This window comes from Steroidobacter gossypii, assembly GCF_016801985.1.
Classification (GTDB): domain Bacteria; phylum Pseudomonadota; class Gammaproteobacteria; order Steroidobacterales; family Steroidobacteraceae; genus Steroidobacter; species Steroidobacter gossypii.
Genome location: NZ_JAEVLS010000004.1, coordinates 381,309 through 394,259, shown reverse-complemented (window position 1 = coordinate 394,259; position 12,951 = coordinate 381,309). Strand labels below are relative to the sequence as shown.

Genomic DNA, 12,951 nt, shown 5'->3' with positions numbered 1-12,951 from the left:
TAATGAGCAGACCTGCGAAACGCAGGCGAACAGAACGAGTCAGGGGGAGGGTGATGTCGGTCACGACCTCGAAGCAACGGTGCTTCTTGCGGCGGGCAACGTCTGCGGTGTGTGCGGCGGTGATCGTCGCGTTGTCGCCGGTGTACGCCGGCGCGGCGGAACCTGTTTACGAGCTCAATATTCCCTCGACCGATCTCGGAGACGCGTTGCGCGCCTTTGGCACTGTGTCCGATACCCAGATTCTGTTTGCTCCCGATCTCGTCCACGGTCGGCGCAGTGTGGCGTTACGCGGCAAGTTGTCGATTACCCAGGCGATGGACCAACTCTTGTCCAACACCGAGCTGACCTATCGACGCACGGCGTCCAACGTGATTCTGATCACTCAGGCGAAGAAGGTCGATCAGCCGCGACTCGCGCAGATTGTGGCGCCACCGGTCGGGCCGCCCGTCGCAACGCCAGCGGACTTCGGCATCGTGGAAGAGGTGATCGTCACCGCTGGCAAGCGCGCCGAGAACATCCAGGATGTGCCCGCGTCGGTGCTGGTCGTCACCCAATCCGCGCTCGAGCGGGCAACGGTTCGTGACTTCGACGACATCGTGAAAGTCGCGCCATCGGTCACGATCACCAAGACCAGTCAGCCGGGCAACAACAGCATCAACATTCGTGGCATCGGCACGTACGCCTATAGCATTGCCACAGAGCCGAGCGTGGCCGTGGTCATCGACGATGTGCCGCAGGCATTTCAGGCCGCGGCGTTCGCGGCGCTGGTCGATGTCCAGCAGATCGAAGTGCTGCGCGGTCCGCAGAATACCTTGTTCGGCAAATCGGCGTCCGCGGGCGTCATCAACATCACGACGCAGCCGCCCACCGATGAGTTCACCGCCCGAGTCGATGCGATGGCGACCGACGATGGCGAGCAGCGCTATGCCGGGACGGTTTCAGGCCCGATCAGCGACACGCTGAAGTTTCGCCTTGCCGCCAATGCCAGCGACTATCGCGGCAATGTTCGCAATCTTGCCACCGGCAATTGGTTGAACGGTCAGCGGGATACGACCTTACGAGGCAAGCTCGTGTGGACGCCCACCGAGGATTGGACGGTGACGCTGTCGCCGTATTACACCGAGACCGATGCGTCGTGCTGTGCCGGGGCTGAGTATTTTGTATCGCCCGGGTCGACCACCGGCGGCGCCGCGACTGGCCCAGGGCGTATTCCCATGTCCGAATTCCTGGCGGGCATCACCCCCGGGCCCGACAATCGTCGTCTGCGCATGGACGTGGATGCGCAGGGCGATGCAGAAGACTATGGCGCCGGGCTGAAGATCGTCAGGCGTTTCGGCGATTTCACGCTGGCCTCGATCACTTCATACGATCGCTATGAACTGATCGATCGACAGGACACGGACTCCACCGATATCGACTTCTCGGTGTATCAGCCCATCTCTCCGCCGGGCGGCTCGGCGAATGGCGGCTTCTTCGAAATCAACTCGACCACGCAGGAATTCCGGCTCACCTCGCCGGAGCAGCGCTTGCGCTATGTGGCCGGCGCATTCTTCAGCGACACACGCTCGCGACGTTACTTCGTGCGCGGCTCGAACACGCTGGATGATTACAACGTGGCCGAGGCTCCGTCGCGGACGCCGCCGAACTTGCCGACCACCAACAGCACTACGTATGCGCGGTATCTATCAACGGCGCGAGCCACGAATTATGCGTTGTTTGGCCAAGGCAACTACGGTCTCACAGATAGCCTGGATCTGCTCGTCGGTCTGCGCCTGAACCGCGAGGAGATCGAATACACCTTCTACGATCTCGGCAACGACCTGACCTTCGGCAGCCCGAAGTGCTCCAATACCTCGCCCTCGGGCTTGCGGATCCAGACGTGCAATCACGATACGTCGGTGACGGGCCGCCTCGGTTTCCAGTATCGATTCACGCCCGACATCATGACGTTCGTAACATACTCGCGTGGTTATAAGGGGCTCGCCTACGATCTCACGAGCACGCTTACGACGCGCAGCCTGGTGGGCGGTGTGCCCCTCGCCGATGCGATCGCGGCCAACCAACCGGTGCCGCCGGAAACGGTGGACAGCTACGAGATCGGCTTCAAGGGCTCATTCTTCGATCAGCGTCTGATCTGGAACATGACCGCGTTCCATATGATCTTCGCAGGCTTCCAGGCCCAGAGCCGCGATCAGACGCTGAATCAGAACTTGCTCAACAGCATCGGCAAAGTCACGTCGGAGGGCGTGGAGACCGAGATCGCCGCGCGCTTCGGCAACTTCACCGTCAACGGTGGCGGCGCTTACAACCGCGCTGTGATGCAAGACTTCCCGAACGCGGGCTGCTTCCCGCGTCAGACCGCGGCGGAAGGCTGCGTCGGCGGCGTGCAGGATCTGTCGGGCAAGCCGCTGTTCAACGTGCCCAAGTGGAATCTCAACGCCAACCTGCAATACGACATTCCTCTCGGCGACAGCGCCTGGAATGCGTTTGTCACCGCCGGTTGTCGCTGGCAGACCGAAGTCGTATTCAATCTGCTGCAGGATCCCGACTCGGTGCAAGGCGACTATGGCATCGCGAACCTGGCGGCGGGGCTGCGCAGCGAGCGCTGGAAGCTGACCGGCTTCGTGAACAACGTGTTCGACAAGAGCTATGCGCTCACCATGGGTCGCTCCGCCAACATCAACGTACCGGCCGGCGGCAATGCCATCAATTGGAAGCCCGGTCGCGACAGCGCCCGCTATTTCGGGTTGCGTGCCTCGTTCAATTTCTAGCGAAGTCAGGAAACGTCCACCCCATTCGACGTTTCCTGTTTGGCGACCCCGACAACGGGTCGGGGTCGCCTTCTTTTTGTCGCCTGCTGTTGCCAGCCTGTCGCAAGGAAAGTCGTCTCTCATGAGTTTTCACCGAGTCTGTTTGTTGATTGCCGCTGTGATCGTGTCGCTGCCGGCGAGTGCGGATCGACCGCACCCCGGCGCGGCGTACAATCAAATCGTCGAGACGCGCATCCGTCCGCAACTGGAACGATTGCTGACGCAGTTGGTCGAGGACGGACGCGAGATGCAGTTGGGCGGCACTCCCGTGTTCAACGGCTCGGATCGTTTTCTGCCTGGCAAGATCGCGCTCGCATTCTCGGACCTGATCACGACCCTGCAGCCGGACGATCCGCGCTTGCCCAAAGCGCTCGAGGATTTCCGTCGACTGGCCAAGCTCACCATCGATGATCCCAATGACAGTTGGGGCATCTATTACTATCTATCGGCGCTCAATGCCCTCAATCGCGATGGCATGCTGCAGCGGGCGGTCGATCCGCTGACCTTCGCGAAACTGCGCGTGCGTCTGGACTGGCGCACCTTCGTGGATGTGGAAACATTCAAGCTGATCGAGCATCCCAGCAACTACTACTGTGTGGCTTTCGCAATCGCGCGTTTGCGCCACAAGCTCGGTTGGGAGGATGCGAGCGGTGCGGAGCGATTGTTCTCGGCCATCACAGCGCACTATGCGAAATACTCGGGTCCGTATGGCTTCTCCGACGAGACGGACGGCGAAGGTCGATACGATCGTTACAGCGTGCTGCTTGCCGGCGAGATCGCACAGCGCTTCCTGGAAACAGGGGATGCGCCGCCGTCGCAAGTCGTAGAGTGGCTGCGCAAGTCGATCGATGTGATGCTGATCCGGCTCAATCCGAGCGGCGAAGGGTTCGAGTACGGTCGCAGCCTCGGGCCTTACAGCGAGACCGCGATTGTCGAAGTGCTGACCGCTGGCGCTGTGCTCGACCTGCTGGATGAGGAACAGAAGGCGTTGGCCTATGCGTTCGCTTCGCGCGTCGCGCAGCGCTATGTGGATTTCTGGCTCGACTCGCAGACCGGCTCGGTGAACCTTTGGGATGGTGGCCGGCGCACCGACGCCTACCGAGGAAAGTTTCGCATCCTCGGCGAGAATTTCTCGCTGGGGCATCAATACATCTATACCAACGCTGCCTGGAACCGGCTCGGCTACAGGAACAAGCCGCCGATGCAGAACTTTGCAGAGGCGCTGTCACGTCTGCCGTCGCGGACTGTGACTTGGTTCGAACGCGGCGCTTATGATCGCGCTTTGCTGACCCTGCGTGATCGCGGCCGGATCATCAGTTTGCCGCTGATCAACGGCGGGGCAGGGCAGCACATGCACAGCCCTTACTTCCCCATCCCGTTTTCCAACGGTTTGTTGAGCGGCGTGCCGGACGGTCAGGAGCCATTGCTGGCGCCGCGATTCGAGTTGGCCGACGGCACGGCGCTGATGCCGTTGGCTTTCTTCCGTAACATCGAGTTCGACGTCAAGGGTGGTCGCACCGAGGTCCGCTATCGCCAGAGCGAGATGGATCGCATGGGAAGCGTCGGGCCGATCGCCGATGACAGAATTTCGGTGCGTACCACTTATTCATTCGAGCGGGGCACGATCGTTCGCACCGACGTTTACACGCCCAAGCAACGCGTCTCGGTCGACCGAGTGATCATGGAGCTGGCGTCGTTCTCGGCGCCAGCGTCGACCGATGGCCTCGTTACCCGCTTCGCGAATGGGACGATCCGGGATTTTCAAGTGACGGGATTCGACGCGTGCGAGTCCAGCGCCGTCGCCGGCGACGCGCGGTACCGCGTATCCACGGGTTCCTTTGCGACCACGGTGCGCTGTACTCGGAATGCGTTCACGTTCGATGAGCCCCTGACGATCTCCTGGCGACTGCGCTATCAGCCGAACTGATTTCCCGAGTCGTGAGATCGATGTCGACCTGCTGGCGGGACGCTTGAAGTTCTCCTGTCGACAGCAGATAGAAAAACGGCGATCGGTTTCCCGATCGCCGTCTCTGGATCGCTACGTGGGCCAAGCTCACGTAGCGTCTTACTTCGGTCCGACGATCACTGCACCACCTTGCTGTACAGATTCGAGTTGCTGCTCTCCGTGCCGTTCGAGGTGTAAGCGCGCACCGCGAAGTAATAAGTGCCGGGAGAGAGATTGTCGAAGGTGTAGCGCGTCATGCCCGCGTTCGCCAGTTGCACCGTCTGCGTCATGGCCTGCGGCGAGGTGCCGTAGGAGATGCGATAGCCGGCGAGATTGGTCAGCGTGCTGCCATCGGTGTTCTGAGTGGGCGGCGTCCAGGACAACTGGGCGCCACCGCTCGACACGTCCACCACCGCGATCGAGAATGCCGGCAAAGTTGCGCTGGCGCGGCCATCGCTCGCGCTGATGGTGATGTTGCCGTAGGAGCCGACCTGCGCGGCCGTCGGCGTGCCGGAAAGCTGGCCGGTGACGGTGTTGAACGTCGCCCAGCTCGGACGATTCGCGATCGAGAAGGCAAGCGTGTTGCCGTCAGCATCGCTGGCCGTAGGGCGGAAGCTGTAGGAGCTGCCGGCGCTGACGGAGCGAATCGGCGTGCCGGAGATCGTGGGAGCGCGATTCGCAGTCGTCGTCGTGCCACGCACCGACGCAGTGATCGAGAAAGCAGGCAGCGTCGCGACATTCACGCCATCGGTCACGCGAATCCGAATGTTGCTCCAGCTGCCCGCCGACTTCGGATAACCCACCAAAGCGCCGCTGTTCGGGCTGAATGCGGCCCAGCCCGGCTTGTTCACGATCGAGAAGCGCAGGGTGCGGCCTTCCGGATCGCGCGCCGTAGGACGGAACTCATAAGTGGTGTTGGTGTAGACCGCGGTGGCCGGCGAGCCGCTGATGGTGGGCGGCTGATTGACGCTCTGGGCCTGGGCGGTAGTGGCGAAACAAGCGTAAGCGGCGAGAACAGCCACGAACGAGGTAGCGATGCGCATGATGGACTCCAGCAAGCTCAGTCTTCGATGCCAGCCCGCGCCACGCGGTGTTCGCGGGCGGTGCGGGTTCCTGTGTCTGGCAAGGGAAGCTGGCGTTGCGGAGCCGGCGCTGGAGACGCGGGTCGCTGTCCTGCACTTCACGCCACGAACCGCAAGCGGTTCGAAGCGGCAACCCCGCTATCCGTGATGCGGCTGCTTCTGCAGCGGCATCCGAGGACCGGAGGCTTTGCGTCGCCGTCTTTCGACGGGTATGCCCTTACTCGACGGCGGACATTGTGCAGCCGGGGAGAAAAATGAAATATCCGACCGCCCCTCATGGCGCGCGGTGGAAGACGGGCAAAGCGCCTGAGGCCAACCAGCAGGGATTGTCGAGCCTGCGTAGGCGCTAAGACCGCGCCTGAGCGCGACTACGCATGATCGCTCAGTCCAGTGTCGGCTATTTCAGTTATCGCGCTCGTTGGGGTTCTGGCCCAACACGAAATGGATGATTTTTCTTCCAAGGCCGGCCTGCTCAACATGTTCGGTTTGATCCAGAGCGACGCCCACCTGGTCGGACCGAACCAGCGTCGGTCGTCGGCGAGCGATGGGCGCAACGAGCGCGACAAGGCGGTCGGCTATTAGCCGGCGTCGTCTTGCTCTCGGCTGAGCGGACGATTAACAATGCACCCAGCGCCCGGGGGATCGAGGAATGGGCGCACCCACACGGAGTCGTGTCACAGCTGGCATGGACGCGTGTGTTCCTGTGTATATCACAGACAATTCGGCAGGTTACATGTCGAACGAACACAAGCTGTTGGAACTCTTCGTCGCGCTTCGGCGCCGACTGGCGCGAGCGGTGTCCAGGATCGTGCCGCCGCCGGAGATCGAAGACATCGTTCAGGAAACCTACGTTCGGGTGTGCCAGTTCGATCGGGTGAGCGACATCCGGCATCCGCGCTCGTTCCTTTATCGGACTGCTCGCAATCTGGCGCTCGATCACATCAAAAGCAGCGCCTCGCGCTGCACCGTCCATCTGCCGGACAACGATGACGAAGACGGCGAGGCCGATCTGTCGCAGGTCGGACGCGATGTTTACGATCAGCTGGCGGCGAAGCAGGAGTTCGAGATTTTTTGCGAAGCCGTGCAGCAGCTGCCGCTGCAATGCCGCCGCGTGTTCGTATTGCGTAAGGTGTATGGCTACTCGCAAAAGGAGATTGCGCGAGCGCTCGACATCAGCGAGAGCACCGTGGAGAAGCATATCGCGTACGGAATCAAGCGTTGCAGCTCTTTTGTCGCCGAGCGAACCGAGCCCGGGGAGGTCGCCGACCTCGAACAGCGCAGGCGAAAACGTGCGCGCGAAAGGGGCCAACAGTGACCAACGTTTATCCATTGCCACCCCAGAAGCGCAACGTCGACGAGGCGAGCGAGTGGCTCGCGAAACTGGATCGAGGCTTGTCGGCCGCCGAGCAGCAGGAGCTCCAAGCCTGGCTCTCGCAACATCCGGAGCATCGCCGGTCGCTGCTGCGGCTCGCGGCCTTGTGGGACAAGATGGACACTCTGTCGCGCCTGAGCGAGTTGTTTCCTTCGGCTCACCCACGTCAGCGGCGCAGGTTGCGCCATTCCGCCATCGCAGCCTCGCTGGCCATGGTCATTGTTGTTGGCTGGCTCGCCGTGCAGTACTCGGCCGAGCCGCCGAGCGCGCCCGCGGATCCCACGTTCGCCGAGGTCACTCATTTGTATGAAACGGCCATCGGCGAGCGCTCGACGGTCCGGCTGCCCGACCAATCGGTGCTGACCCTCAACACCAACAGCCTGGTGAACGTGACTTACAACTCCGTTCAGCGCGTCCTGGTGCTGCAGCGGGGTGAAATGAGCATCGAGGTCGCGCACGATCCTCGACGCACGCTGAGCGTGATTGCCGGGCAGAAGCGGGTGCGTGCGGTGGGCACGGCGTTCAATGTTCAGATCATCGATGACGCGCAGGTCGAATTGATCGTGACCGAAGGCACGGTCGTGGTCGACGAGGACATCGAGCGCGCGGGCTCCGCGCCCACCACCCCACGAACCGTCACCAAGGGTGAAAAAGTGCTGCTCGGTGTCGATCGGGAGACCATCTCCAAGGTCAGCGACTCGGCGTTGTCGGCGGAGCTGTCCTGGCGCCAGGGCAATTTGGTTTTCCGGGGCGAGACCCTGGCGGTGGCGATCGCCGAGGTGAGTCGCTACACGCCGATCCAATTCGAGATTGCCGATGAGCGTTTGAAACAATTGCGCATCGGCGGGCTGTTCAAGGCCGGTGACGTCGACGGCCTGCTCGCCACCCTGAAAGAGAATTTCAATATCGATTCCGAGCGGCTCGACGCCGAAAGAGTGTTGCTGAAGGCGCCATAGGCCATGCGCTGCAAGTTCGGGAACCGCCGGCGCCTATGGAGGAAAACCGCGCGGCAATCGTCCCTTGAGCGTGCGAGGAAAAAATTCGCACCCGAGGCCGATGCGAAATTGCTGCGAGCCCTGCTGGCCGCGGGGCTGCTTGCCAGTCCCGCTGTGCCGGCGTGGGCCGGCAGGCTCGACGAAGTGGTTTATTTCGACATCCCTCGGCAGCGAGCCGACCTGGCGTTGACTGCCTTGGCCGAACAGGCCGATCTCACGCTGATCTTTCCTTATGAGAAAGTCAGCGAGATCACGGCCAACCGGCTGGTCGGGGTGTATTCGATCGAGGAGGCCATCGCACGCCTGCTCGAGAACACCCCGGTCACCATGGCGCTCAACTCGAACGGTCGGCTCTCCATCGTCACGGAGCATGCGGGGGAGTCGGGGATCGTGCACAGAAACAAATGGTCACGGGCGCTCATGACCTTCATGGCCGCCGCTTTTGGCGCGCGCGAGGGGCTGGCAGAGGAAGTCGAGCAGGGCGTGATCGAAGAGGTCACCGTCACGGGCATTCGCGCGAGCTTGACCCGATCCAGGGACATGAAACGCGAAGCCGGTGGCGTCGTCGACGCGATCTCCTCGGAAGATATCGGCAAATTTCCGGACACCAATCTCGCCGAATCGCTTCAACGCATCAGCGGCGTTTCCATCGACCGCTCCGGCGGCGAAGGCCAGGCCATCACGGTGCGTGGCTTCGGTCCGGAGTTCAACACTGTCCTGGTGAACGGCCGGCAGATCGCATCCGAAGATCTGTCGCGCGGCTTCAGCTTCGACACGCTCGCCTCCGAGTTGGTGAGCGGCATCGTGGTGCATAAGACTTCGACCGCGAGCATGCAATCCGGCGGCATCGGTTCGACGGTGAACATCACCACGGCGCGACCGCTCGACATCGGCGAATTCAGGATCGCAGGCAGCATCAAGGAGCTGCATGACGAAAACAGCGAGCACACCACGCCGCAGGCGTCTCTTCTGATCTCCGATACCTTCGCCGAGGACCGCTTCGGCGTGCTGCTGGCGTTGTCGTATCAGGAGCGCCAGACGCGACTGAACCAGGCGCAGACCGACGGCTGGCTGGAGAATACCGACATCCCGCAAAGCGAGATCAACGGCGGCGCGGGGTGGAGCGGCAACACCTTTCTGGCGCGCAACTACGATCACAAAGTGACTTTCGAGGAGCGCACGCGCAAAGGCGGCAACCTGGTGCTGCAGTTCGCTCCTTCCGACAGCGTCCGCGTCACCGCCGACGCGCTGTACTCGGATTTCGACATCGAGACCGACGCCACTTCCTTCGGCCACTGGTTCACGGCGCCCAATCTCGAGGACGTGGTCACGGACGAGAACGGTACGATCATCGATCTGTATCAGGAAGTGGGCCTTGCCACCGACATGCATGCGAAGAAGTTCGATCGTCTGACCGAGACGGCTTCGTACGGCTTCAACGTCAGCTGGGACGTGAGCGATTCGCTGAACCTTTCCTTCGATGTGAACACGTCGGACGCCGAGCGCGAGCCCAACAACGGCGGCGGCGATCAGCTCTCGCTCATTGGCTACGCCAATCGCGTGCGCTTGCAGCTGATGCCGGGCGAGATTCTGCCGTACGCAAGCGGATTCGAAAGCGCCAATCCCAACATCTACAGCGGCCAACAGGAAATCGACGGTGTCGCGTACAACCCGGCGGTGACACCCGCAGGCGTGTCCGATTATCTGGATACGTCCAACAGCCGGGCGCATGTGATGCTGCGCCGGGGCTGGGCAGTGGAAGACGATATCGATCAATTCCGCATCGACGCCACCTGGAACGAGGGCCAGACGAGCGGGCTTACGCGAGCGCGATTCGGCGCGATGCTGTCGCAGGAGACTAAAGCCCTGGAGCGCTGGGACAACGAAGGCGTGGGTATTCACTGCACCTTCTGTGGCTATCCGGACAGTCCGCTGCCCATGACGGATCAATGGGTGTTCAACGCGGGCGACGATTTCTTGAGTGGCGTGAGTGGCAGCGGCCGAATGCCGCATCGCTGGCTGAGACACAACGGCGAGGCGCAGTTCGCCTATCTGGAGAGCGTCAGTGGCGTCAGCTTCGACGCGGTGAGACGCGACAACTCCTTCGTCGTGGACGAAGACACCAGCGCGGTCTATATCGAGCTGGACTTCGCGGGCGAGCTCGCGGGAATGCCGATCAGCGCGACCGCCGGCGCTCGCTATGAGAGCACTGATGTGAAGGTCAAGGGCACCCAAGCGCCGGTGATTCGCCTGGATATTCTGGATGCAACCGAGATGTTGGCCGCGTTCGGTCCTGCGACCCCGATCGGGGCCGAGTCGGACTACGACGCGTTGTTGCCGAACTTCAGTCTGAAGCTCGACATCACGGATACCTTGGTTGCGCGCTTCGCCGTCTCGCAGACCATCACGCGCCCGACGCTGGAAAACATGGCGCCAGTGACGACGCTGGTGACCACGCGTCAGGGCGGCAACCTGGCCGCCGCCAGCGGCAACCCGGAGCTGGTGCCGTTCGAGTCCGACAACATCGATCTGTCGCTCGAGTGGTACTACAACCCCTCCAGTTACGTCGCCGCCGGCTATTTCCAGAAGGACGTGACCAATTTCATCATCACCGGCACGGAGGATCGCACCTTCGAGCTGCCCGGCGGCGGACTGCTGCTCGATCCCTCCACCGGCACCGACGTGAACAATCCCGATCCTGCCGACACGCCGGCGGTCTTTACCGTGACCTTGCCGAGCAATGGCGAAACCGCGAAGGTCACGGGCTTCGAGCTGTCGGCGCTGCATACGTTCGGCGAGTCCGGCTTTGGAATCATGGCGAACGCGACGTTCGTGGACAGCGACGCCGAGCTCGACGTGGCCGACATCACTCAAACATTCGCCGTCACCGGATTGAGCGACTCGCTGAACGCGGTCGCCTTTTTCGAGAAGGGCCCGTACCAGGTGCGCCTCGCTTACAACGAGCGCGAGGAGTTCCTGCAGCGGCTCACCCAGACCAATGGCGACGGGGTGGTGTTCGTCGACGACTATTATCAATGGGACATCAGCGGCAGCTACGACATCAACGATCATCTCACGGTGTTTTTCGAGGGACTGAATCTGACCGAGGAGGTCGTGACCAAGCACGGCCGGTTCCGCAATCATTTCCTGCTGGCCGAAGACAGCGGCCGGCGCTGGGCGCTAGGCGTGCGCGCGACGTTCTGAGGCCATGGTGACACCCGTCCAGTCAGTCGTCGTCGTTGGAGGAGGCACTGCAGGCTGGATCACCGCCGCGCGCATCGCCGCCGGGCACAACACCAAATCCGGCGGCGTGCGCGTGACCCTCATCGAATCGCCGTCGATACCGACGATCGGCGTGGGAGAGGGCACGTGGCCGACGATGAGGAATACATTGCGCAAGATCGGTATCGCCGAGACGCAGTTCATCCGCGAATGTGACGCGGCGTTCAAGCAGGGAGCGAAGTTTGCACGCTGGGTGAACGGCGGCGCGGAGGATTTTTACTATCACCCGCTGGTGTTGCCGCAGGGTTTTCCCAAGATCAACCTGGCTCCTTACTGGCATCAGGACTCGAGCGGGCGGTCGTTCTCGTCGGCGGTCTGCTTCCAGGAAGCGGTGTGTGAGCACGGGCTGGCGCCAAAGCTCATCACCACGCCCGAGTACGCTGGCGTGGCCAACTATGCCTATCACTTGAACGCGGGCAAGTTCGCTGAGCTGCTACAACGACATTGCGTCGAGCAGCTCGGTGTGCGGCATGTGTTGGACGATGTCACAGCCGTCAACGCTGCGCCGAATGGCGATATCACATCCGTGGCGACCGCCGCGAACGGCGCAATCGGCGGCGAACTCTTCGTTGACTGCACCGGGTTCTCGGCGTTGCTGATCGGCAAACATTTCGGCGTGCCGTTCATCGATCGTAGCGACGTGCTGTTCGTGGACAACGCGCTTGCGGTTCAGGTCCCGTATGACGATACCGATGCACCCGTTGCATGTCATACGATCTCGACGGCGCAGGCGGCCGGGTGGATCTGGGATATCGGACTACAATCCCGACGCGGCGTAGGTTACGTCTATTCCAGTCGCCATACGGACCACGAAGCCGCCCTGTCCACGCTGCGAGAATACGTCGGGCCGAAGCTCGAGGCGCTCAGCGTCCGACGCATCCCGATTCGCTCCGGTCATCGACGCCTGTTCTGGCAGAACAACTGCGTGGCCGTGGGGCTCTCCGGCGGTTTCCTCGAGCCGCTCGAAGCCTCGGCGCTGGTGTTGGTGGAGTTGGCTGCCGAGATGATCACCGAACAACTGCCCCCGTGTCGCGAGGTCATGGATGTGCTCGCCAGGCGCTTCAACCAGACATTCGCATATCGCTGGGATCGCATCATCGACTTTCTGAAGCTGCATTATCTGCTCAGCCAGCGCGACGAGCCGTTCTGGCGCGACAATCGAACCGCCGCCAGCGTGCCAGACGGCCTGCAGGAGCAGCTCCAGCTGTGGCGGTACTGTCCGCCCGGCGATCACGATTTCACCAGCAACAAGGAAGTGTTCCCGGCGGCCAGCTATCAATATGTGCTGTATGGCATGGGCTTTCGCACCGAGACTCGTTGGCATGCCCATACCATGAGGCAGGCGGATCGGGCGCGGGAGCAATTCCAGCAGAACGATCGGGTCATCCAGCAAGCGCTGGCGACTTTGCCGAAACATCGGGAGCTGCTGCGCAAGGTGCAACAGTATGGCTTTCAGACCGTGTAG

8 protein-coding genes and 1 riboswitch are annotated in these 12,951 nt (G+C 62.0%); of the genes, 7 read left to right on the top strand and 1 reads right to left on the bottom strand.

Features of this window, described 5'->3' with window-relative positions; translation table 11 throughout:
* The first annotated feature begins 53 nt into the window (after positions 1–53).
* Positions 54–2,771 carry a TonB-dependent receptor domain-containing protein gene (locus JM946_RS18715; protein WP_203168880.1) on the top strand — a complete coding sequence of 906 codons (2,718 nt, stop codon included), beginning with the start codon at positions 54–56 and terminating at the stop codon, positions 2,769–2,771.
* A 121-nt stretch (positions 2,772–2,892) separates the two neighbouring features.
* Entirely contained in the window at positions 2,893–4,737 is a 1,845-nt protein-coding gene (locus JM946_RS18710) for a hypothetical protein (RefSeq protein ID WP_203168879.1), read from the top strand.
* 155 nt (positions 4,738–4,892) lie between these two features.
* Here the strand turns inward: JM946_RS18710 and JM946_RS18705 are convergent, their stop codons facing one another.
* On the bottom strand, positions 4,893–5,798 hold the full coding sequence (locus JM946_RS18705; RefSeq protein ID WP_203168878.1) for a fibronectin type III domain-containing protein: 906 nt from the start codon (positions 5,796–5,798) through the stop codon (positions 4,893–4,895).
* Positions 5,799–5,962: 164 nt separating this feature from the next.
* Positions 5,963–6,063: riboswitch (cyclic di-GMP riboswitch) on the bottom strand.
* Positions 6,064–6,278: 215 nt separating this feature from the next.
* Here JM946_RS18705 and JM946_RS18700 point away from each other — a divergent pair.
* The 5 genes from JM946_RS18700 to JM946_RS18680 all read left to right on the top strand — a co-directional run bounded on the left by JM946_RS18700 (position 6,279) and on the right by JM946_RS18680 (position 12,951).
* Complete coding sequence (locus tag JM946_RS18700; protein ID WP_203168877.1) at positions 6,279–6,419, top strand: hypothetical protein; 141 nt, start codon at positions 6,279–6,281, stop codon at positions 6,417–6,419.
* Between the two features lie 151 nt (positions 6,420–6,570).
* Positions 6,571–7,152, top strand: a complete 582-nt coding sequence (locus JM946_RS18695; RefSeq protein ID WP_203168876.1) for an RNA polymerase sigma factor — start codon at positions 6,571–6,573, stop codon at positions 7,150–7,152.
* Positions 7,149–8,165 carry a FecR family protein gene (locus JM946_RS18690; protein ID WP_203168875.1) on the top strand — a complete coding sequence of 339 codons (1,017 nt, stop codon included), beginning with the start codon at positions 7,149–7,151 and terminating at the stop codon, positions 8,163–8,165. The genes JM946_RS18695 and JM946_RS18690 overlap by 4 nt, the downstream gene beginning before the upstream one ends.
* 426 nt (positions 8,166–8,591) lie before the next feature.
* Positions 8,592–11,408: a TonB-dependent receptor gene (locus tag JM946_RS18685; protein ID WP_407700581.1), complete on the top strand. Its 2,817-nt coding sequence runs from the start codon at positions 8,592–8,594 to the stop codon at positions 11,406–11,408.
* A gap of 4 nt (positions 11,409–11,412) precedes the next feature.
* Positions 11,413–12,951, top strand: coding sequence for a tryptophan halogenase family protein (locus JM946_RS18680; RefSeq protein ID WP_203168873.1), 1,539 nt, complete (start codon positions 11,413–11,415; stop codon positions 12,949–12,951).

What these genes read in the sequence shown, in the direction of transcription:
- JM946_RS18715 (WP_203168880.1), top strand. Translation starts at nt 54, where the DNA reads ATGTCGGTCACGACCTCGAAGCAACGGTGCTTCTTGCGGCGGGCAACG.
- JM946_RS18710 (WP_203168879.1), top strand. Translation starts at nt 2,893, where the DNA reads ATGAGTTTTCACCGAGTCTGTTTGTTGATTGCCGCTGTGATCGTGTCG.
- JM946_RS18705 (WP_203168878.1), bottom strand. Translation starts at nt 5,798, where the DNA reads ATGCGCATCGCTACCTCGTTCGTGGCTGTTCTCGCCGCTTACGCTTGT.
- JM946_RS18700 (WP_203168877.1), top strand. Translation starts at nt 6,279, where the DNA reads ATGGATGATTTTTCTTCCAAGGCCGGCCTGCTCAACATGTTCGGTTTG.
- JM946_RS18695 (WP_203168876.1), top strand. Translation starts at nt 6,571, where the DNA reads ATGTCGAACGAACACAAGCTGTTGGAACTCTTCGTCGCGCTTCGGCGC.
- JM946_RS18680 (WP_203168873.1), top strand. Translation starts at nt 11,413, where the DNA reads ATGGTGACACCCGTCCAGTCAGTCGTCGTCGTTGGAGGAGGCACTGCA.